This window comes from Dictyobacter alpinus, from assembly GCF_003967575.1.
Lineage (GTDB): Bacteria > Chloroflexota > Ktedonobacteria > Ktedonobacterales > Ktedonobacteraceae > Dictyobacter > Dictyobacter alpinus.
The window spans coordinates 1,655,783-1,676,650 of the sequence record NZ_BIFT01000001.1; the positions used below are offsets into that span (position 1 = coordinate 1,655,783).

At 50.2% G+C, this 20,868-nt stretch carries 20 protein-coding genes; 9 read left to right on the plus strand and 11 right to left on the minus strand.

The window, feature by feature from the left end; all coding sequences use genetic code 11:
* Nucleotides 1–156 precede the first annotated feature (156 nt).
* Complete coding sequence (locus EL633_RS06490; RefSeq protein WP_126626400.1) at nt 157–957, minus strand: type III pantothenate kinase; 801 nt, start codon at nt 955–957, stop codon at nt 157–159.
* 33 nt (nt 958–990) lie between these two features.
* Nucleotides 991–1,686 carry a hypothetical protein gene (locus EL633_RS06495; RefSeq protein ID WP_126626401.1) on the minus strand — a complete coding sequence of 232 codons (696 nt, stop codon included), beginning with the start codon at nt 1,684–1,686 and terminating at the stop codon, nt 991–993.
* Between the two features lie 361 nt (nt 1,687–2,047).
* Between EL633_RS06495 and EL633_RS06500 the strand changes: the two genes are divergently transcribed.
* The 8 genes from EL633_RS06500 (at nt 2,048) to EL633_RS06535 (ending at nt 9,451) form a co-directional block, all read left to right on the plus strand.
* The gene (locus EL633_RS06500; RefSeq protein ID WP_126626402.1) at nt 2,048–5,734 is read left to right on the plus strand and encodes a UvrD-helicase domain-containing protein; all 3,687 of its coding nucleotides are present in this window, start codon (nt 2,048–2,050) and stop codon (nt 5,732–5,734) included.
* Nucleotides 5,735–5,818: 84 nt separating this feature from the next.
* Entirely contained in the window at nt 5,819–6,061 is a 243-nt protein-coding gene (locus EL633_RS06505) for a DUF2630 family protein (protein WP_126626403.1), read from the plus strand.
* Between the two features lie 177 nt (nt 6,062–6,238).
* The gene (locus EL633_RS06510) at nt 6,239–6,901 is read left to right on the plus strand and encodes an AraC family ligand binding domain-containing protein (protein ID WP_126626404.1); all 663 of its coding nucleotides are present in this window, start codon (nt 6,239–6,241) and stop codon (nt 6,899–6,901) included.
* A gap of 31 nt (nt 6,902–6,932) precedes the next feature.
* A complete protein-coding gene (locus EL633_RS06515) occupies nt 6,933–7,457 on the plus strand; it encodes a helix-turn-helix domain-containing protein (protein ID WP_126626405.1) in 525 nt (174 codons plus the stop codon).
* Nucleotides 7,397–8,077: a transposase gene (locus EL633_RS06520; protein ID WP_246039092.1), complete on the plus strand. Its 681-nt coding sequence runs from the start codon at nt 7,397–7,399 to the stop codon at nt 8,075–8,077. Before EL633_RS06515 ends, EL633_RS06520 begins: the two co-directional genes overlap by 61 nt.
* The gene (locus tag EL633_RS38095; RefSeq protein ID WP_126626406.1) at nt 8,040–8,276 is read left to right on the plus strand and encodes a helix-turn-helix domain-containing protein; all 237 of its coding nucleotides are present in this window, start codon (nt 8,040–8,042) and stop codon (nt 8,274–8,276) included. The genes EL633_RS06520 and EL633_RS38095 overlap by 38 nt, the downstream gene beginning before the upstream one ends.
* 159 nt (nt 8,277–8,435) lie before the next feature.
* Entirely contained in the window at nt 8,436–8,819 is a 384-nt protein-coding gene (locus EL633_RS06530) for a VOC family protein (RefSeq protein WP_126626407.1), read from the plus strand.
* Nucleotides 8,820–8,941: 122 nt separating this feature from the next.
* Nucleotides 8,942–9,451, plus strand: coding sequence for a cupin domain-containing protein (locus tag EL633_RS06535; RefSeq protein ID WP_161981996.1), 510 nt, complete (start codon nt 8,942–8,944; stop codon nt 9,449–9,451).
* 87 nt (nt 9,452–9,538) lie between these two features.
* On the opposite strand, the gene EL633_RS06540 is transcribed toward EL633_RS06535, so the two are convergent.
* The 6 genes from EL633_RS06540 to EL633_RS06565 all read right to left on the minus strand — a co-directional run bounded on the left by EL633_RS06540 (nt 9,539) and on the right by EL633_RS06565 (nt 14,732).
* Nucleotides 9,539–10,306, minus strand: coding sequence for a lysophospholipid acyltransferase family protein (locus EL633_RS06540; RefSeq protein ID WP_126626409.1), 768 nt, complete (start codon nt 10,304–10,306; stop codon nt 9,539–9,541).
* Nucleotides 10,303–10,989 (minus strand): (d)CMP kinase, encoded by a 687-nt coding sequence (cmk, locus tag EL633_RS06545; RefSeq protein ID WP_126626410.1) that lies wholly within the window; start codon nt 10,987–10,989, stop codon nt 10,303–10,305. The genes EL633_RS06540 and cmk overlap by 4 nt, the downstream gene beginning before the upstream one ends.
* A 170-nt stretch (nt 10,990–11,159) precedes the next feature.
* On the minus strand, nt 11,160–11,957 hold the full coding sequence (locus EL633_RS06550) for a pseudouridine synthase (protein WP_126626411.1): 798 nt from the start codon (nt 11,955–11,957) through the stop codon (nt 11,160–11,162).
* Between the two features lie 182 nt (nt 11,958–12,139).
* Complete coding sequence (locus tag EL633_RS06555) at nt 12,140–12,355, minus strand: hypothetical protein (RefSeq protein WP_126626412.1); 216 nt, start codon at nt 12,353–12,355, stop codon at nt 12,140–12,142.
* A gap of 87 nt (nt 12,356–12,442) precedes the next feature.
* Nucleotides 12,443–13,726, minus strand: a complete 1,284-nt coding sequence (locus EL633_RS06560) for a DUF2851 family protein (RefSeq protein WP_161981997.1) — start codon at nt 13,724–13,726, stop codon at nt 12,443–12,445.
* A complete protein-coding gene (locus EL633_RS06565) occupies nt 13,692–14,732 on the minus strand; it encodes a hypothetical protein (RefSeq protein ID WP_126626414.1) in 1,041 nt (346 codons plus the stop codon). The genes EL633_RS06560 and EL633_RS06565 overlap by 35 nt, the downstream gene beginning before the upstream one ends.
* Nucleotides 14,733–15,367: 635 nt before the next feature.
* Here EL633_RS06565 and EL633_RS06570 point away from each other — a divergent pair.
* Nucleotides 15,368–17,476 (plus strand): S1 family peptidase, encoded by a 2,109-nt coding sequence (locus EL633_RS06570; protein WP_126626415.1) that lies wholly within the window; start codon nt 15,368–15,370, stop codon nt 17,474–17,476.
* Nucleotides 17,477–17,728: 252 nt separating this feature from the next.
* Here EL633_RS06570 and EL633_RS06575 read toward each other — a convergent pair whose 3' ends face one another.
* The 3 genes from EL633_RS06575 to EL633_RS06585 all read right to left on the minus strand — a co-directional run bounded on the left by EL633_RS06575 (nt 17,729) and on the right by EL633_RS06585 (nt 20,868).
* Nucleotides 17,729–18,934 carry a DUF4097 family beta strand repeat-containing protein gene (locus EL633_RS06575; RefSeq protein ID WP_161981998.1) on the minus strand — a complete coding sequence of 402 codons (1,206 nt, stop codon included), beginning with the start codon at nt 18,932–18,934 and terminating at the stop codon, nt 17,729–17,731.
* A gap of 171 nt (nt 18,935–19,105) precedes the next feature.
* Entirely contained in the window at nt 19,106–20,206 is a 1,101-nt protein-coding gene (locus tag EL633_RS06580; RefSeq protein WP_126626417.1) for a DUF4097 family beta strand repeat-containing protein, read from the minus strand.
* 161 nt (nt 20,207–20,367) lie between these two features.
* Nucleotides 20,368–20,868, minus strand: a complete 501-nt coding sequence (locus EL633_RS06585; protein ID WP_126626418.1) for a DUF3054 domain-containing protein — start codon at nt 20,866–20,868, stop codon at nt 20,368–20,370.

Below are 20,868 nucleotides of genomic sequence, written 5' to 3' on the forward strand. Positions count from 1 at the left end.
TATTTGTTGGCAGTGGTAGCCTGACACCTCGCGCCTACGGCGCTCGCTTGTTTGTGAGGGAAAAATAGGGAGGCGGTCGCGACCGCCTCCCTATTTTTCCCTCACAAAGTTTGGGGGATGGAAGCCTTGTACCTACTGTTTTCCCTCCACTTTTTTCTATGCTCTTTCATTGTGAGAGCGGCGAAGGCGATTGTAGATGATGCGTAGACCTTCAAGGGGAAGATACTGGTTGACGTATTGAATTTCTGGAATGATCGGGGCCATTTGCTGGGCCATACCACCATGAGCAATGATTTTGATCTCCTTTTCGTCGGACACATCCGGTATCTCTTTACAGAGGCGAGAGATAAGTCCTTGAACAAGGCCGACATGTCCATAGATGATGCCGGATTGCATGTTTTCGATAGTATTTTTGCCTAGCGCTGACCGTGGGGGCGTCATATTTACGCGATAGAGTTGTGAGGCGGAACTACTCAAGGCCTCGGCGGAGATAGCCAGGCCGGGGGCAATAGAGCCACCAAGGAAATCACCGTCGGCTGAAACTACATCAAAGGTGGTGGCCGTGCTAAAGGCAATAACGATGGCTGGCCCTCCATAGAGATGATGGGCTGCGATAATCGTCATGATGCGATCTGAACCAACTTCCCAGGGATTATCCACCAGCAATTTAATACCCAGATCAAGCGTGTAATTGACGACCAATGCCTCGCGATTACAATAGCGGGTCGCTAAATCCTGAAACACAGGCGTCAATGGCGGTACTACGCTTGACATGATGATGTCATCAATATCCGCGAAAGTATAGCCAGCATGGCGCAGCAGATCACTTAATACCATGGCGTACTCATCAGTGGTGCGCTGTCTCACCGTCGAGACAACCCAGCGGTGCTTCATCACCTCCTGCTCATACAGACCAAATTTGATGTTTGTATTGCTGATATCAAGTGCAAGAAGCATAAACAATATCCCTTCAATGCTCTACAATAAACGTTACTTTTGTACGGATGCCTGGGTCTGGGCGCGGGCCGAAGCGACATACTGCTTGAGGACGGCTGCAATGGTAAAAGGATCTCCAAATGCATTGTCATTAACGACAGTAACTTCTGTATCCGTACGGTCATCGATAAAGGCCAATGATGTTGGGGTGCGTACACGTTTGCGTCTCTGCTTCTGACCGGATTCTGTAACACCACGCCCAAAGATAAAGCCCATGACGTTTTCACTGGTCCCTTGCATATTGCTTATATTTGCCTCATCTGAAGATGGATTTCGATCTATTGGTGCTCGTCCACGCGGTGTCACATGGCGGATATTTGCCAGGGGTACCTGTGTGATTTTTGCACCATCAGCCTTCAAAAAATCAGTGCGGGTTAACACAATCATATGTCGCCTGGACTGGCTTAAGCGCAAGATATCGATTATGCCCATACAAATACTGCCAACCAGAATAAAGGCCAGCACAGCTAACAGGAGGGTGGTTAAGACGATTGAAAACGTTCCACGTTGATAATTAAAAGGGATAACAATTGGCACGATCAAGACAAGTAAACCCAGTCCCATCACTACGCCAAAAATCCAGCCGATTATGCCCCAGATTACTTTGCCTTTCAATAAAGGGAAAGTGGTCCAGCCCTCGGGAAGTTTAGCGCCCGTGTTTGCTTGTGCAAGGATCTCTTCTGCGTCCATTTTTGTATTTCCTCGTAAAAATATATGACACCATCTCACATTCGGCTTATTATACCAGACATTGGTCTATTTGAAAAAAGGCCAGCAAAATCACGGCTATCAGAAATTTACTACCGATTTGGCGCTTGCGCCGCCAGGTGTGAGGTGTGATGTATGTAGATGTGCGATCGCACATCTACATACATCACGTCTGAAACATTGTCTATCTCATCGCTTCCCGCGCATTAAAAAGCCTTGTGCTGCCGGTCTTCAAGTCGCAAACAGACGTTCGATGCGGTATAATAGAGTAAGACATGTTGTAAATATGTAAGCAGATGAGCTGAAATCGCCTCGTCTTCGCTCTAGACCCCGGGAGCGCAATGTGGATAACGCACTACGCCTGACCGTTGAGGCGGCCGCACGCCTTGTTCTTTCCAAATATCGTCAGGCTCATCCCTTATGGACTGATGATGAGACTCCTATCGATGATCTAGCCTCCTGGCTCGGTCTTAATATCGCTACCTTTGATGTAAAAGATTATGCACACGGCACATATGGTTTTATGGATCCCGATGAGGAAGAAGATCTGGTTTGGATCTGTCGGCGCCTGGCGGAGACGTTTCGCCGTTTTACGCTGGCTCATGAAATAGGACATGCCTTATTGCATTGCCGTGGTGGTAGCCGCTTCCATGCACTAACCGCACAGCAGGAGCCACTGCCCGCCTTTCAAGATATTTATTATGCTTCTGTTCCTGCTCCCTCCCCTACCCATCCCTGTCATGATGATGATATTCAGGAGGATATGGCCAGTCTGCTTGAGCAGGAACAGGTGCAGGAAAAGCTTGGCGGGACGCATGGCTATGATCCGCGCAGTGAACGTGAATTGGCGGCCAATATCTTTGCGGCAGAGTTGTTGATGCCGGGGGAACGTCTTTATACCCTCTATGTACATGAAGGTGTACCCGCCCATCTACTAGCAACACGTTTCGCGGTCTCCTCTACCGCCTTGCTAAATCGGCTGGCCAGCTTTTTAGAGTTACCGCCTACGATAGCAAAAGTTGCCGTTGAGGAGGAGATGACTGGAAAGGTGGCTGAACAACCGACAGCAACACCAGCCAAAAAAGCGTATGATGAGTTTCAACAGGCCGCTATCGAGACGTCTACGCCTGCTTTAATTGTGGCAGGACCCGGCAGTGGCAAGACGAGTACGTTGATTGGACGGGTGGATTATCTTGTTCGCGTCCAAAACATTGCTCCTGAACATATCCTGGCCTTAACTTTTTCGCGTAAAGCCACAACCGAAATGGAGGAGCGGCTACAACAGTTACTCTCTAATAGTCAGTATGCAATGCCAAAGGTCAGCACATTCCATGCGTTCTGCGCGGAACTCCTGCGCCGCCATGGTTCTCTGGTTGGATTGCGCTCAGATTTTACCTTGATTGATGATGCTGAGGGCTACGACATCTTATTACGTCAGGCTAACGCCCTACGCCTACGCCATTATGGTCCATTAAGCGCACCAACCCTTTATTTTCCCGATATACTCAGGGCGATATCACGAGCTAAAGATGAACTGACCACGCCAGAGGACTATGCGCGCCTGGCACAAAATGCGCTGGCGCAGGCCACCGACGAAGAGTCCTTGCTTAAAGCCCAGCAGGATATGGAGGTGGCTCAAGCCTATGCTCTCTACCAACACGAATTGCAACGGCGCGGTGATAGTGATTTTGGCGGCTTATTGATCGCAGCGATCAAACTCCTCCAGGAACATGAGGAGGTCCTACAGGATTTACAGCAGACGTTTGAGCAGGTTCTGGTCGATGAGTTCCAGGATGTCAATCGCGCCAGCGGTGTCCTGCTACGGGTACTGGCAGGGGAGGAGCGCCGGGTATGGGTGGTTGGCGATGCCAATCAGGCTATCTATGGCTTTCGTGGCGCCTCACCCGCCAATATCAGTCAGTTCGAGCATGATTTTCCAGGAGCCCGTGTGCTGCCATTGAGCCGTAATTATCGTTCACGTCCTGATCTGGTGGCTCTGGCAGAGGCTTTTCGCTATCAACATTTAGAGCAGGGACAAGAGGCAGGCAAAAATGAACCGGTACGGCCAGATCATGAGGATAGCTATGTCACGATTGCCAGCGCGCCCGATGGTGCCAGTGAGATCGCGGGCTTGATCGCGGACATCCATCACAAGCATGCACAGGGTTATGCTTATAAAGATATGGCAATTCTCTGTCGCCGGCGTAACCTGGTCAAGAAGATTACCAATGCTCTCAGTCAGGCAAATATTCCGGTCATTGAACAGGGCGGCATGCTGGATCGCGATTATGTTAAAGATGTGCTGGCCGTGCTACTCTTAATAATTGATCCTAGCGGCATGGGACTCATGAGGGCCACGCGTCAATCAAAATATGCTCTTAGCCAGTCTGATATAGAAGCGCTGTTGCTGGCTGCTCGCAAGCCCGATAGTAGCGCGCGCCTCCTTCTCATGACGGGCGAGGCACCATTGACGATGAGTGTCGAGGGACGCCGCGCCTTGCTGCATCTTTCACAGATCCTGCAATCCTTGCTCAGAACCACAAACATCTGGTCGCTCCTGGCACAATATTTGCTCATTGAGACCCCGCTGATCCGCGATCTGCTGGCATATCCCGAACATAAACAAAATAGTGTCCAGCTAGCAGATTATCAGCAGTTGCTTCAATTAGCCCGCCACTATGACCAACAACAACTACGTCATCAACAGCTTGCTCAACGGGATGAAGAAGCTAACGAGGAAACAGCGGATAAAGAAAAGGACAACGGCGTCACCTCAATTGAAGAGCAAGCTAGAGGCTTCCTACAATATATTCGCTTGCTTGCCCTTTTGCGTCAGGATAGTGGCAATCGTCAGGAGAATACGGAAAGCGACGAAGAGCCGATCGATATCATAAGTGTGATGACGATCCATGCCAGCAAAGGACTTGAGTTTCCAGTCGTCTATATGCCAGAATTGATGCAGCGCCGCTTTCCAGCGCAACGCCAGTTCTCACCGGTAACCCCGCCAGAAGGTATGCTGGCAGCCGATGTAAATAGCCATGAAGTTGCCGAGTCCTGCTTATTCTATGTTGGCGTCACCCGTGCACGCGATCAATTGATCTTAAGCTACAGTGAACGCTACAAGACCCAGGCCTATAAACGCTCGTTATATCTGGATGCATTGGAGGCCGGCCTACCAGCGGAGCGCATTATTCAACGTTCCTGGCAGACCCATAACAGCATTGAAGCTGAAGATGAGCAGGATACGGTGGCCATAGCGGGATCACAACCAGGCCAGGATTTTATTGCCTCCATGCGCTCACCAGTCCTGAGTGCCAGCGCCGTCGAAAACTATACACGCTGTCCCAGACAATACGCCTATGGCTCGATCTATCATTTTGCGGATGAACCAAACGGCTATCGGCTTTTTCGCCAGGCCACCCAGAAAACTGAAGAGATATTACACCGGCAGCTAGGTGGCGCGCAAGATCTCACCCAGCTTCCCACCCAGCAAGAGATCCAGGAACTCTATACCCAACACTGGCAAGAATTGGGTGGAGATACGGAGCCTTTCGCGACCATGTATGAAGAACATGGCCATGAGGTCGTAGAATCGCTACGAAAGAAACTTACCACGCTAGAAGAACTAGATTGGAATCTACGTCCGGGCTATAATGTAGAAGTCGCTGGTACCAATATCCATGTACGAGTAGATCGTGTGGAGTCGGCAAACGAACAATCTGCACAGCCAGCCAGATTTGTCCGCACCAGCTATGGCAGCTCGAAGAAGAAGCCTGATGCCAGGATGAAAGATCTTTTCTATGCCCTGGCCTATCGCCAGCAGTATCCGGGCCAGAATGTAGAGCTACACAGTCATAACATGAGTACCGGCGAAAGTCTCCCGATCACCATAGGTAGTCGGAAAGAAAAAAACCTCTATCAGAAGATAGAGCAGGCCGTCAAAGGACTTGAGAACAATGAATATCCGGCCAGGCCTGAAGATCCACAGGGCTGTCCCAGGTGTCCATTTTTCTTTATTTGTCCAGCTTAACCGTGTTGAAAGCGTAACTATTTATGTTGTACAGGCGTGTGTATACTGTACAGCACATAGACATTCCAAATATAGGGGAGTACCATGAACGATCAAGAAATTATGCAACAGATTCAAAAGCTCGTCGACGAAGAGCATCATCTACTCAAACTAGAAGAAGAGGGAAAAATCCAGGGGGATCAGCGTGAACGCGCCAAAGAGTTAGAAGTGGGCCTCGACCAGTGCTGGGATCTCCTCAGGCAGAGACGCGCCCGCCGCAACGCCGGCCAGAATCCCGATGAGGCCAAAGTACGCGATGCCAGCATTGTAGAGAACTATAAGCAATAAAAAAAGGCCTGCAACTAAAACATATGCTGCCTCGAACCTGAACTGGATCTTCAAACTAATATGAGACGGCTGGAATCGCGACGATTCCTGTGGAAATAGCTTATCCACAGGGCCATTGTGAGATTCTGGCCAGTTTCTTGTTTGTTTTTACAAGAACGGTTACCGGAGATTTGGTCTATGAACATCAGCACTTCATCTCAACGCATGCACATACACCAGGCGAAAAATTACCCTTTCCTGCAACGTATCGTTGGCCCGCCATCGCCATATAGAAGTGCACGCCATCTGCATGAAGAGCTAGAAATCTCTCTTAATCCTGGCCGAATCTGGCACACGGTCTGCCGTGGAAAAACACACCATATATCACCCAATGCTATTCTACTCACGCCACCAGAAGAGCCACATATAGCATTCTCTCCCGAACAGGGCTCCACATATTATCTTGGACTGCGTATTCATCCCGCTTCTCTTACCGATATGCTTTCAGAGATGACAGAGCGTCCACAAACAATGCTGTTCTTTCCTGAATTGCTTATTAATGAGACAATATTCTCGCAGCATCTTTTAGCTTTGCATAGTATGCTAGAGACAGGGCAGAACTCGCGCTTAGAACAGGATGCATTGCTACAGCATATTATGCTCCATCTTATTCGAGTAAGTTCCAGTCACATCTTCTTGCACTCTTCTGGACAGGAACCAGGAGCCATTAAAATTGCGAAGATGTATATACAGGAGCATTACCAGGAAAACATTTCACTCCAGCAATTAGCGCAGCAGGTCAATCTGAGCCCGTTCTACTTTAGCCGCATCTTTCACGCTGCACTAGTGCATTCTCAATAAAGGTGATCCGGGATATGGTATACTCAGAGCCATGAAAGCACACATTTTTGTCCGTGATCTGTCCGAACAGGAACAGAGGTCGCTCACCAGCGGGCTGCGTTCCTCGGATGCCTTTGTGCTTCGTCGCAGCCAGGTCTTGTTGGCCTCAGCTCGTGGGGAAACCGCTCCCGGCATCGCAAAGGCGCTCTCCTGCGACGAACAAACAGTTCGCCGTGCTATCCACGCGTTCAATCAGCAGGGGCGTTCCTCCCTGCAAGCTGGATCGAGTCGTCCCCACCATTTGCCAACTGTTCTGCGAGAAGATGTCACGGCCGAGATGTTCAAAACGGTGTTGCATCGTCCGCCTCGCGATTTTGGCTTCGAGACGAGCCTATGGACGCTCGATTTGCTCGTCCAGCAGGGTGTGCGCCTTGGCTGGATGGCACGGGAAGTCTCCATCGAGACGATGCGCCAAACGCTCTTGCGTCTGGGCATCAACTGGAAGCGAGCGAAGCATTGGATCACCAGCCCCGATCCGTTGTACCAGGAAAAAAAACGGCTCGCGACCGATTGTTGAGCTGGGTCTCGCAAGAGAAACAAGCCGCCAACTGGGCCATCGGTTTTTTGGACGAGGTGTGGTGGTCTCGTTTTGCGTTGCCTCGCACTCGTGCCTGGCAGACGAGCGATGACCCTGTTCACCTGGTGGAACAAACCTGGCAAAAGGCCGATTCCGATGCCAAAGCTCTGGCCTGTTATGGGGTCCTGTGGCAACGAGGTCCTGCCCAAGCCCCCATCCGCGACCAGATGTCCTTGCGCTTCGTCGATGGACGTCCAGTCAGTGACATCACGACGCAGTTTTTGGCCTCTTGCTGCACTGAATTGGAGCGCCTGGGCAAAACGGCGTGGTTGTTGATCTGGGATAATGCTCCCTGGCACTCCAGTAAGATCGTGCGCACATGGATCAGAGAGCAGAACCAGAAAGTCAAGAGCAAGGGCCAGGGCGTGCGTATCCTGCCACTGTTTCTGCCCAAACAGAGTCCCTGGCTCAATCCCATTGAACCCAAATGGGTCCATGGCAAGCGTGCCGTTGTGGAACCCAACGGGCTGCTCTCGGCCAAGCAACTGGCTGAGCGCATTTGCGCCTATTATCACTGCTCGTATGAAGCTCATTTATCACTCCCGGCAAAGGTCTCTTGAGAATGCACTAGGCTTCCCTCCACACGCCTATCAGACACAGATACGCATCATCCATGCTAAAAAGCTGCTCGCAGATAATCTCCCCCTGACAGAAGTTGCGTTGCGCACAGGCTTTCATAGTCAGAGTCACCTCGGATGGCACTTTAAACGTCTTGTTGGCATCACCCCCGGCGAGTATGCGCTGGACTGTCGCTCATAGATAATTGAAGAGCAAGAACTTGATAGACGCATATCCTCCGCACGCTATAAAGTAGATAGAGGCAAGGTTCAAGTGCTGAGTAACACGCTCCAGCATAGAGGTATAACCTTGCTCACATCAACTTCTATCGCATAATCAAATAGGAAACAAGGTAAAGAGATGACACAGACAATCCGATTTGAAGGACTGAGTGTACCTGTTAGTGATGTCGCGCGCTCGGTCGCATTTTATCAGCAATTTGGATTTCAGGTCGAACAGTCCGGGCCTCAGTTTGCATTGTTGCGCCTGGGCGAAGGAACACTGGGCCTGCTAAAGTCAAAGATCACAGAAGAGACGCACACGTTGCGTAAACGCATCCACATTGAACTGAGTACGGATAACCTGGATGAATTATATAAGGAACTGAAACAAAAAGGAGTCGTATTTCTCGAACCTCCTCACGATGAGCCATGGGAACGAGCGATGGCGACCTCCGATCCTGATGGTTACCACCTCGAAATCGCCCAGGGCCGGCGCGGACACAATGTTCCTGACAGCGAATAGCTAAACAATGCCCAATGTAAAGGAACTGACCACCTGTCGGTTCCTTTACCCACTCATAGAGTTAGTCATCATCCAGGGGTTATACATCGGATACTCTATAAGCAATGAAAAAGGAGATGAGGATGAGTGCACCCACCAACAATCAACCCTATATTGCACAGAATAGCGACGCACCTGCTTACTGGCATGTAGGGATTCTCTGGGCAATGCTGGCGACCGGAGACCAAACAGGAGGGCATTTCTCGCTGATGGAAGAATGGTGTCCTAAAGATTCAGGACCACCGCCACATTATCACGATCAGGATGAGGCCTTCTATCTGATTGATGGCACCATTACGTTTCTGACCAATGGGCAGACAATGCAAGCATCTACAGGAGCCTTTGTCTTTATTCCCGGCGGAACTGTGCATAGCTTTCGTGTTGATAGCGACACGGCTCATATTCTGAATTTCTATACGCCGGCGGGATTTGAACAGATCGTGATGCGCCAGGGTGTGCCCGCACAAACACGCACCATCCCACCAGAGGAGTTCAAAGAACCGCCACTTGATGGCCCCACCATGATGCAACTGTTCCAACAATATGGGATGCACAGCACACAAGAACCGGATGTCCTGCGGCAGCACTCATAAGATTGGCAGTTCATGATAAATCCCAATATTCTATATGCAGAATATTGGGATTTATCATAGATACGTATCAGATAGAATTGAATTGACTTAGTTCACCGATGTCGTATCGACGGCTGGAGGCGTTGTCGCATTATCACCATACACACCGCGATAGCGCTCGGGCAACATCTCAGCGATACGTTTCATGACTTCGTCGGTCGCCTCAGCAATATCCTCACGGGTGATCTTGCTACCTTTGGGTTTTAGCAGCATGGGCTCTCCATAGGAGATGGTCACGTGGGCACCAAATTTTTTCAGGGCGTTCTCACTACCCCAGATGGCGACAGGGATCACTGGTACACCTGAACGCAGGGCAATCATACCCAGGCCCGCATGTGCTTTGCCCAACGTGTGGGTTTTGCTACGCGTTCCCTCGGGGAAAATAATGAACACCTTTTTCTGCTTCAGTTGTTCCTGTGCGGCGCGAATGGCCTGGCGATCGCCCTCACCACGCTTAACCGGAAAGGCTCCTAGAAAACGCACCAACCAGCCCACTTTGCTATGGAATGACTCTTCCTTGGCCATATAAACCACTTTGCCAGGAATATAGGAAGGCACCAGCGGTACATCTGTCCAGGAAATGTGGTTCGAGGCAATGATATAGGGACCTTTTTTCGGTACATTGTAGCGTCCACGCAAATGGACACGCGCAAAGAGAAAGAAGGCGGCTTTGGCGATGAAGCGAATCACTTCATACAGTACACGTGGGGTCGAGTAAGGCTCATATAAGTTTTTTTCTGGCTTCTTCGTTGGCTGGCTTTTGGCAGTAGCGGCTGCGTTTTTTGAAGAATCGGCAGCATTTATATCCTGCTTCATACTGTATCCTCCACATATGGGGCAATGGTAGATAATACCTGCGGCACAGTCAAATAATCGGTCTCAATCACAATAGCATCGATCGCAGGCTGCATGTTATCGTGATCAATGGCATCCCGACGCTCAATATCAGATGTTAACTCTTCAACAGAGGATACATTCTTCTCATTGCCACCTGCCCGCTCAACTAACTCCGCATGACGGCGTCGTGCCCGTTCAGCCAGGCTGGCGGTTAAATAAATTTTGAGTTCAGCATCAGGTAGAACAACGGCCCCGATATCTCGGCCGACCATGACCACCTTTCCCTGCCTGGCCATTTCTTGCTGCTGAGCAATCAGCACTTTGCGCACTTCAGGATGGGAAGAGACCGCTGAAACGGAACGTGTAACATCCGCCTCGCGGATATCCCATGTAACGTCGCGTCCATTCACCAGCACGGTATACTGGCGTCCATCTTCGACATGTGGATGGTTAATCACAATATCGGCCCGCTGTACCAGTTCTCCCAGAGCGGGCCCATCATTAATATCTACATCCTCATGAAGTGCTAACCAGGCCACTGCACGATACATAGCCCCTGTATCAACATAAAGATAGCCCAATTGCCGGGCGAGTTGTTCACCTACAGTACTTTTTCCCGAGCCTGCCGGTCCGTCTATTGCTATACATTGTGGCCCAGACATGAATCCTCCGCGTATTGATGATATTCATAACTGAACCGATTATATCATATGTGGACCTGTTGGGACGGTTCAAAATCGAGAAAAGATTGGCGCAGCACAAAAAATTTGACTGCTGACGCTTCAGTTTATGGTGCTAACAAAAATAGCCTGAAGCGCGTTGCTGATTGGATTTAAGAGCCGGTGGTATGGTCTTTGGTTAGCTGGCGGATTTCTGCATCGGTGAGGTGGCGCCATTGTCCTGCTGCCAAACCTTTAAGGGTGAGATTTCCTACACCGATGCGCGTTAATTGACGTACTGGATGTCCTATGGCCCGTAACATGCGCCGTACCTGGCGTTTATGGCCTTCGTGCAGGGTTAAAACCAGGCTGGTGCCGGCTGCACTCTGTCGCAATACGCGCACCTGCGCAGAAGATGTCTGATAGGGGCTGCCATCGTCTTCGTAGATTGTGACTCCCTGGCGTAAAGCGTCCAATGCCTCGGGCGAGGGATTACCCTGGACCAGCGCCTCATAGTGCTTCTCGGTTGAATAGCGGGGATGGGTCAGTTGTAAGGCGAAGTCGCCATCATTGGTCAGTAACAGGAGGCCACTGGTATCAATATCCAGGCGTCCCACTGGATAGACACGTAAGCGACGGATCTCAGGAGTTACCAGGGCCAGCACGGTTGGACGATGTTGAGGATCATGGGCCGTACTTACATAACCGGCTGGCTTATGGACCAGAAGATAGACTTTCTGTGTGGCCGCCTGAATGGCTTTGCCATCGACACTGATCTGGTCCCGCTCAGGATCGATACGTACGCCCTGGGTGGTAATTGTCTGTCCATTGACCTGTACACGGCCGGCAGTAATTAATTCTTCCGCATGCCGGCGCGATGCGACCCCCGCATGGGCTAAAAAACGGGATAGCCGTTCACCCTCCAAGGTACTTTCGGACTCGGTTTTTCGCTCTGATTTCTGTTCGCTCATAGACTCCGCTTTCCCTATCATGCAGGTGCACACCGCGCTGTTCACGGTAGATCTGTTGATAGCTTAAAGATAGATACGACACACATTCCAACGCACAACCATAGTCAGCGATGGAGCGCTCTTTAAACTACACCATCTCAGAAGATTCGGCAAGTGAGCCACTATTTGTCTATAAACATTAACTATCCCCGATTAAAGTCATTCGGATCAACAAAAAATTGGATATTGCCACAATTAGTACAAACCAGAGTCATAACCTCTGAGCCGAACATAGTATGTGCATCGCTGACCACTTTTAAATGGTGGGAACCATGACCATAGAGATTTCGCCATTGTCGATAACGGCCATCTACACTACATAAAGGACAGGGTGGCAATGGCAGCTTTTGATCGTTCATACGTTGTTTTTATCTCCAATTCAACCTGAAGTAGTTTTTACAATAACAATATAGATATACGCATAAGAATGCTATAGATAAAGTGGGCTAGATGCGCTGAATACCCAGCATACAGTTGCTACAGAGCTTCTCGCGGCAGGTGTGCTGATAGATATAGTGCAACCCCTGTTGGAGACAGCTTCCATGTGGCTCCCTGTCTAATCCTAGTTGGAGACACATGCTACGAGTAATACGGTTGGAGGGGAGTCCAGGATGTTGAAGGTAGAGGGATTGCGCACGCTCGGCGAGGAGGGTGTGCTGCTCTAGCAGGGCAATGGCATAGGCAAATGGCAGGACGACATTGCACAGTACAATGTCGGTACGCGCTATACTCAGGCCTAACTCACCAAAACATGTACGCAGATCGGCCAATAGTTGTTTATCACTTTTAGCTACCACTGGTAGCAAACAAGCACGCAGGGTGTGCCAGATACCAGGAATGCGCCAGCGTGCGAATAGCCTGGACAGGACCTGCAGGCGCGCACGGTCCAGCGGGGCGGGCAGAGGCTTGTGTCCGAGCGGCTCAGGCAATGCGACTTGCTTCCATAGTAGATGGGCACCCAATGCTCGAAAGATCTCCCGATCACGACCATAACCCAGCCCTTCAGCCAGGGCCAAAAAAAGACAGACATCATAGGCATCTATGTCCGGAGGCACTGGTTGTCCCTGATGCAGGTCTTCAAGGAATTTATGGCTTTTTTCCTCAAAACGCAACAGTCCTGCCCGCTGTAGCAACCGCTCTTGCGCTTGAATATTCAAGCCGCTTAATTGACGCTGGCAGGGCCAGGTGTTGGCCTGGATAGTAATGGCCGGGAGATCACGCCGTTTGTGGCGACCTGTCGCGACATCGGCCAGCGAACAGACTGGAACAACTCCCCCATCCTGGCGACGTGTAGGTCTGGTATCATCACATAACAGGACCACATGGAGCAAGACACTGTTATAGCGGGCATCATGCTCGTGTTGGTGGACGCGCCAATCACTGATATGGACATGAAACTCTACGTCCCCAACGACCTGCTCACTAGCGGCAGAACCAAAGTTTTTTACGTCGGCAGGACTACAGCGATGTGGCAGGAAGCGCAAGATAGCATCGCGCACATCAGGTCCCGCTGATCCACCGGGACGGCCAGCAAAGAGGAGCTGGCACCAACCACCTTGCACGAGTGGCAGGCAGACAAAACGTGGGAGGGCCCACCAACGCTCAACTACCTCGCGCTCATATGGAGTTGTGCGTTCACAGATCTGCTCGTGGGCCAGCGTAATCCATGTGGTATTGTGTCGCGCAACAGGACAATTATCGAGCCTCTGGCCCTCTTTCACTGGTAGCATGTTGATCTTCCTCCAACCCCTCTTCCACATCCTTAAGCAAGGCACGCGTGTGCGTTACCTCCAACTCGGCCGCGCACAGGGCTCGTATCGCATCCTGTCCGCTTAGCGTCCCTTCCTCCACCGCCTGGCGAACCAGGGCTAATGTATGCTGTGCCTGCTTGAGCAGTTCATGGATATCCTGCGTATGCTCGCTACTGGCCTCGATCAAAGCCTCAGACTCCGCAGCCTGATCAGCAGCGGCATCCGCAAGGATCAATGAAGCGACAGCGGCAAAGGCATCTTCATCTTTATCAATCTCATCAAACATACTGTTGGTCTCCAATGCTTCATCATCGATAATATCCGTGGCAATAGCCAGGTCTTCGACTTCAACGTCTACAAAAGTATTATCTTCTTCGGGTACAAATGTTAAAAGCAGGTGCTCCGCCTCATCTGCGGCCTGGGCCATCTCAGTAGCCAGGATTTGCGCGCGTTCGACCTCAACTTGCATGCGCTCATATTCACCCTCTAGATGGCGTCCCATACTGGATTGTTCGAGGCGCAAATCGGCATATTCAGCACGCTCAACAGCTACACGAGCAGCTTCTTCCGCCACCAGCGCAATCTCACGTGCATCCCGTGCCAGCGCGTGGGCTTCCTCCATGACGCGGGATGCCCGCTCATTATGTTTCTGTACCAGTAAATCATGCTCAGGCGAACTCTCCAGTTCGACCGCGACCACCACCTCCTCCTCGTCGTCAAATACAGAAGATCCAGCCGAGTCGCTTTCATCAATGGCAGAAGAATCTCTGGTCCGGCTAGCTTGTAATGCCAGCAAGCGACGCTCCAACAGCTGCACACGCGCAGACTTAATCTGTAGCCGCTCCTGGGCCAGACGTAAACGCTCCTCGCTTCTTTGCTGCGCTTCACGGGCCTTCTGCAAGCGCTCTTCCAGGCGATGCTTGCGCTTATTAAATTTCTTCTTACTGAGGATTAACTTATCTTGTGGGGAGTGGGAACTGCTCATAATAGGGCATCCTCCAGGCGATGTGTACAAACTCTACATCATACAGACCAATGCGCTAGCCATCATCCTCACTCATTACCACATAAAAACCACCAGAAAGTAGACGCATTCCAGCATATCATACTTATTCTGAATCCTGTTAACATACCCCTAAAAACGCTGCCCCTTATTTCCTATAAAGACTGAAATAGTGTTAGACTTCCATCCCAATGGGAGTGGTGAGTTTTAAGCCAGCCTGGGGAGCGCAGGCGCCCCCATTCATGTTTTATTGGTTGGTGCAGCCATGGCGCTTTCGCGCCATGGCTGCACCAACCAATAAAACATGAATGGAAGCTGACATGCGGCCAAAGCACAACCTTTTAGTTTGGTGCAACAGGCGCGCATTGCGCGCCTGTTGCACCAAACTAAAAAGAGATTGGGGCGCCTGCGCTCCCCAGGCTGGCGTGAGGCTCACTATTCCCATTAGGATAGAAGTCAACCACGCACTGAGAAATTCGGTCTTAAATATAGACAAGCGAGATAAAGTACGGTATGATAACTTGCAGACAAACAGGCACAATCCATGAAGAATAGATAAAATAAAGAATTACACGAGTAGCTATTTCCACATCTTCCAGAGAAGCATATTCAGGATTGTGCAACGTTACAAACTAATCATCTTATTTATTGAAATGTATGTGCAAATTGGTATGCTACGCCTTCTCTATATCAATGGAGAGCAAGAGGTCATAATGTGTAACACCCGTTTTATAGCACTATTTCTTTCTGCAAAGAGCAAAAAGCTGTTTCTTTTCTCTGCGTTAGTACTTCTTTCGATTTTTAGCATTTTTGTAGCTCCAGGTCAGGCCTTCGCGGAGGCGACGCCTGGTGGCAATATCACAAATCCAGTGGTGCGTGCGGTAGATATCGCGAAACCAGCGGTTGTACGCATTATTACCACGCTCGGTGGACGCTTAAACGTTAATTTCACCAATGATCAAAGTGCAACCTTCCCTCTCAATGGTGGCTATTATGATCTAAAGCTTTCCGGAAGTGGCACATTTATTAGCTCACATGGCGATATTCTGACTGCCGACCATGTCATCCAGCCTCCGCACGATAAATCGATGGATGACGTTCTACAGATGACCGCGGCCAAGGATGTTGCCAACTATATCAATCAGACATTCCATCCGGATACCCCCTACACTGAAGAGGACGCGTATACAAATATGTATTATGGCGTCTTCCGCACAACATCAACTTATAATAAGCCAGCTAGCGAGGTTTATCTCAGTAAAGACTATGCTGGTGTCATCAACGCCACAAAACTCTCTGAGGTTCCACAGAACTTCCATGCTCCTGTGAATCAAATCAAGAAGGAGAGCGGGGTTGATGAGCGGGATGTGGCGATCATTCATGTTGACATGGAGGATACCCCCTCAGTTCACCTTGGTGATTCCTCGAATGTATCACAGCAGGACGAATTGACCGTCATTGGCTTTCCCGGCAATGGCGATCTGGGAGATCCACTCACACCTGATCCCAATGCCTATCTGACCTCTTCAGTGAACAAGATCTATGTTAGCTCGATCAAAACTGCCTCTGGCGGTGGCCAGGTTATTCAGGTAGGTGGCAATGTAGAACATGGTGATAGCGGTGGTCCTGCCCTCGATGGCCAGGGAAATATTGTTGGTGTGGTGAGCTTTTATAATCAATTCGCGCAGGCACCGATTGGCACCAGTTTCTTACAGGCCAGCAATAGTGCCAATCAGTTGTTGACAGGTCTTAACCTGGATCTCAAACCAGGCAAATTCCAGCAATCATGGGAAGAGGCCTTCAAAAGCTATACTGCAACTGGAAGCAATCACTGGCATCGCGCCTATGCCGATTTCCGTAAGCTACAACAGGCTTATCCTGACTTCCAGGCAGTTTCTCCATTTATGGATTATACCTCCAGCCAATCCTTACATGAGAAGTTGCCAACCAGTACTCAGCCAGATAACCATCTGACACCACTAATTATGAGCCTGATCGTTATAGCTGTGATCATCATCTTGCTGGCAGCACCAGGCTGGTTCTTCTGGTCTCGGTCTCGCCGGTCCAAATCTCAGTTGGCCTATCAGACCCATGCTCAACCTGCAACGAATGGTTCTGCATATCCATCTATGCCACCGGCAGGTTACGCAGGCTATAATGGCAATGGTTATAGCGGTAATGGGGCACAACCTCAGTCAGCGCTATCTGCGAACAATCAGCAGCAGGAAGCCACGCCTGCCAGGGTTATGGAATTTGAGAGCCAGCAGGTTCCACAAACTCCAGCACCAGCGGCAAGCTGGCAATCCGCTCAATGGCCTTACCCTACAGCTGCTGTAGAGAATGCTGAGACTGCCCGGTCGACCAATGAGTCTCCAATACGTCAATTGCCTTTTGAGGGCTCCAGTAGTTCTCCTGAGAACGTACAAGAGCACCTGACACAGAGAGAGGGTAATGGGCGTGATTACCTGGCCACCAACGGTGTACGGGCAGAGAATTTTAACCAGTGGCCGGTAGAGATACCACACGAGCAGACGGCACGTGGAGACGTCCAATTTATGGCCAATCCAGCCGCTGTTCCCACTACCGCCAGTGAAAATGAGCATGTTATGGCGAATATACATGTTCAGTCAACACAAAAATCACCTCGTGTACAGATACCATCTGAAAACGGAGCCGCTCATCCAAACGATGCGAGCGTACCTCCCCAACTCATCGACAAAAACTAGCAGTCTGTCAGACATCATGTGATGGGAAAGCGGGGATGCAAGGGGCGGCGAGCCCCTTGACTGGGGGTTCGGGAGCTGTGCCCCCGACCTCTCCCCCTCCCGCCCGCGTAGCGGGCGCATAACCTATCAAACGAATTTTGACAAAAACTAGCATCGATGAATCCTGGTTATACATAAACAAGAGGGCCCCCTGCTTGCTTACAGGAAGCCCTCTCTTGTTCTATCGGCGTCAGAAAGAGCATGGGGCCAGGGTTATTTCAATTTGTAGACTGAAACGGCATCACGCTGAGTGCGTATAATAACTTGTGCCTGTGGTGCTCGACCATAGCTCAAGTGACCAAATTCATTTTTGACTGGACCCGAAGTATCTTCGATGGATAGATGAAAGGCGGCGTCCGCTGGTAGCGTGAGGCTAATGGGTCCATTTGTGGTAGTGAAATGATAGCTACCATTGCGGTCAAGGCTGCCATTAAACGTGATCGCGCCACTACCAACCTCGACCGATGATTGATTGCTCAGCTGCACCTGCCTGGTTTCAATATCACCCTGCCGCGTTGCTAGCATTAAATGACCTTTGAAGTTGTGCGCCACAATAGAGCCGGTATCCGCCTGTAGCATTATACGCCCGGTGCTATTTTCAACATCAAGCGAGCCCGTGTTGGTTCTGGCCGAGATTTGACCAACCGGACCAGTCACGGTAATGTTGCCAGTGGCGGTATACGCTTCCACATCAGCCGTTTGGGGGACGGCCACATCAATATCGACGCCGCGCGATCCGGCAAACAGAAAATCTGGCTGGATACGGGCATTCACCGTGGTCTTAGCACCATCCTGGTTATACGTTACTTCCGTATTAATTAAGCCCAGGCCTATGCCTTCAGAATATTTATTGACCTGAAACCCAAATGGTCCCATTAATTGACCATGAATATGAATGGCACCGATATCATTACTAATGATGATTTTCTGGCGGGGCTGCGACTGAAAAAAGTAGCTCTCAGTAGCATTCTGTGTCCCTATTTTGTTGACGATGCCAACTGCAATCAGACCAATCACCAGCGCAATCGCCAGGGTTACCAGTAGAATACGGCCCAGGTCATTCTCCTCACGACGAGGGAAGCGCCATGCGGGCGGAATTGGTTGACCAGCATAGAACAGTGGTACAACAGATGTTGGGACAGTCCCAATATTCGGTGGTAATGAAGCCGGCACATTCGTTCCAGCTTCTGCTTCGACTGATTGGACAGGCTCGTTCTCAACTGCTTCGGCTTCAATAGTTTCAACCACTTCAGGTGCAATCGCCAGCTCATTCTCAGATGTATCCGTATCCGGAGCTGTCAATTCCTGGATTGGCGCCTGCTTGTCTTTCTCTCCGGACTGAGAAGCCCTGGATAGTTGTTTCTTATCCGTGGTAGATTTTTCGCCTGTCTCAAGATATGAGGAATCTGGTTTACTCATTACTTGCCCCTTCATGCGCTCTTCTAAGCAATCAGAAATGCTGCTTGCATAAGATAGATAGATATATTGCATGTTCTGTGCGATAGCATCACAGCATAATTCAACCCCTACAACCCACACCCCTGCTACCCACAATCGGAGTGGCAAGAACAAAACTAAAGTCGACAATAATTAATTGTTTTCATTGATCTCAACGTTGCCTGATAGTGTGGCGATCCCAATCTGGGCCCGTGGAGCAGGACCCACCACATCACTGTCAAAGGCATTATCGATGGAACCATTTTCGGCCCGGATGTGCAGCGCAAAACTAGCAGTGGATGGTAGTGCTACCTCGATGTTACCTGTGCGCGTCTCAAAACTGTATTTACTTCCAGCTTCGACATTGCCATCGAAGGCGATTTTGCCATCCTGCGTGCTCAGCCGTGAAAATCTTGATAGGTAGGCATTCACCAGCTCGATATGGCCCTGATAGGTACTGAAAAAGGTCTGTCCCTGGATCTGATCCACGTCAATGGCTCCGTCGTGTGCCTTGAAGATGATACGGCCAGAACCACTATTCACATTTTGTGCATTGATAGAATCGCTCACCTCAACATCCATATTGCCACTCACCCCTTCGATATACGCGGAACCATGCTGAACACTGGCCTGAATATCAACGCTCGGAGGAACCGTCACATCCAGATCGGTGTCCTGATCATCCGGAGCTGTATCTTTTTGCCGTCTGGCATCAATAAGCACGGTATGACCACGATCAACGACACGCGCATCTACATTCGGGCCAGCAACTGTACCCAAAATCCAATCCGGCGTAGTTTTATTGGTGGAAATGGTGACCGCGCCCTCGCTTCCGTTATGAATATGCACCTTGCCCTGCTGATTGTGAATAATCACACGGACGGGCTGGCTGACTTGCAGGTGTTGGATGGCCGGTAATTTGGCTTGCACCATCCCTTTAAACAGGTTGCCACCGCCAGCAAACAGGAAGATAAGTAAAAATATAATCAGTGCAGGAGGAATAAACTTTATGCAGGTACCGATGATAGAAAAGCGCTCTGTAGGGATCAGCTTTTCGCCAGCGTGCCGGGGATGCGAAAAGCTTTCCGCTGGAGCTTTATAATCATCAGGATGTTGATAGAGGGGTACGGCCGCTTGTTCCAGATGTGGCTGCCGATATGGATCAACGTTACTGGGAGAGGTTGGCTCTACATGTGCGTTAAAAGGTTGTCCAGATTCTGCTGAGTCTCCAAATGATGCTTTTTGATTGTCCATCTTTTACCCCCACCTTCTACAACATGCCGGAAATCATCACAATCAAAATTGCCAGAATACGCATTGGTTCAAAGACAAAACCCATCCCGTCTCGTCAGGTCTGTTTAACAGTATTGTACTACATTATGACGAAGCAGGATGGGAAAGGGGATGTTGCTGTGCTATTTCTTCGTATGCACGAGGTGTTCCTGGCTATCTTTGCTATGGTTGGCGATGGCAAATGGGATACGCCAGACAAACAGGAAGACCATATTAGTAATCAGAGTGACCAGTCCAAAGGTTAAGGCGGTCACGGCGGTGGGCAGGCTCTGCTCAAACACGAAGTGCAGGATGACACCGAGTGGCCAGGAGGCAACCCAGGCCCAGGCGGTTTTGCGCGCCATCTGCTTTGGCTCATTCATGAGGTCACGGCGGAAGGCTCCCATAAAAGGTGCGATCAAGAACCAGCTCAAGGCAAAGGGGAACGCGGTCCAGAGGACGCGCAGGATCGCGGAGAGTCCGGCATCTTCTCCGTGGCTCTGACGACCAATGACGGCGAAAATAATAAAGGCCAGAATGTCTCCGAATACCAGTATCCACAGACGCTGAGACTCTTTTTTATTGGTAGGCTTGCTGGCTTGAAGAGCCGAGCCAGCTACGGTGGTATTATCTTTTACAGCCAT

What these genes read in the sequence shown, in the direction of transcription:
- EL633_RS06565 (WP_126626414.1), bottom strand. Translation starts at nt 14,732, where the DNA reads ATGAGCAGTTCCCACTCCCCACAAGATAAGTTAATCCTCAGTAAGAAG.
- EL633_RS38095 (WP_126626406.1), top strand. Translation starts at nt 8,040, where the DNA reads ATGAAGCTCATTTATCACTCCCGGCAAAGGTCTCTTGAGAATGCACTA.
- EL633_RS06505 (WP_126626403.1), top strand. Translation starts at nt 5,819, where the DNA reads ATGAACGATCAAGAAATTATGCAACAGATTCAAAAGCTCGTCGACGAA.
- EL633_RS06585 (WP_126626418.1), bottom strand. Translation starts at nt 20,868, where the DNA reads ATGGCTGTAAAAGATAATACCACCGTAGCTGGCTCGGCTCTTCAAGCC.
- EL633_RS06555 (WP_126626412.1), bottom strand. Translation starts at nt 12,355, where the DNA reads ATGAACGATCAAAAGCTGCCATTGCCACCCTGTCCTTTATGTAGTGTA.
- cmk (WP_126626410.1), bottom strand. Translation starts at nt 10,989, where the DNA reads ATGTCTGGGCCACAATGTATAGCAATAGACGGACCGGCAGGCTCGGGA.
- EL633_RS06580 (WP_126626417.1), bottom strand. Translation starts at nt 20,206, where the DNA reads ATGGACAATCAAAAAGCATCATTTGGAGACTCAGCAGAATCTGGACAA.
- EL633_RS06575 (WP_161981998.1), bottom strand. Translation starts at nt 18,934, where the DNA reads ATGAGTAAACCAGATTCCTCATATCTTGAGACAGGCGAAAAATCTACC.
- EL633_RS06530 (WP_126626407.1), top strand. Translation starts at nt 8,436, where the DNA reads ATGACACAGACAATCCGATTTGAAGGACTGAGTGTACCTGTTAGTGAT.
- EL633_RS06490 (WP_126626400.1), bottom strand. Translation starts at nt 957, where the DNA reads ATGCTTCTTGCACTTGATATCAGCAATACAAACATCAAATTTGGTCTG.
- EL633_RS06560 (WP_161981997.1), bottom strand. Translation starts at nt 13,726, where the DNA reads ATGCTACCAGTGAAAGAGGGCCAGAGGCTCGATAATTGTCCTGTTGCG.
- EL633_RS06540 (WP_126626409.1), bottom strand. Translation starts at nt 10,306, where the DNA reads ATGAAGCAGGATATAAATGCTGCCGATTCTTCAAAAAACGCAGCCGCT.
- EL633_RS06535 (WP_161981996.1), top strand. Translation starts at nt 8,942, where the DNA reads ATGAGTGCACCCACCAACAATCAACCCTATATTGCACAGAATAGCGAC.
- EL633_RS06550 (WP_126626411.1), bottom strand. Translation starts at nt 11,957, where the DNA reads ATGAGCGAACAGAAATCAGAGCGAAAAACCGAGTCCGAAAGTACCTTG.
- EL633_RS06495 (WP_126626401.1), bottom strand. Translation starts at nt 1,686, where the DNA reads ATGGACGCAGAAGAGATCCTTGCACAAGCAAACACGGGCGCTAAACTT.
- EL633_RS06515 (WP_126626405.1), top strand. Translation starts at nt 6,933, where the DNA reads ATGAAAGCACACATTTTTGTCCGTGATCTGTCCGAACAGGAACAGAGG.
- EL633_RS06510 (WP_126626404.1), top strand. Translation starts at nt 6,239, where the DNA reads ATGAACATCAGCACTTCATCTCAACGCATGCACATACACCAGGCGAAA.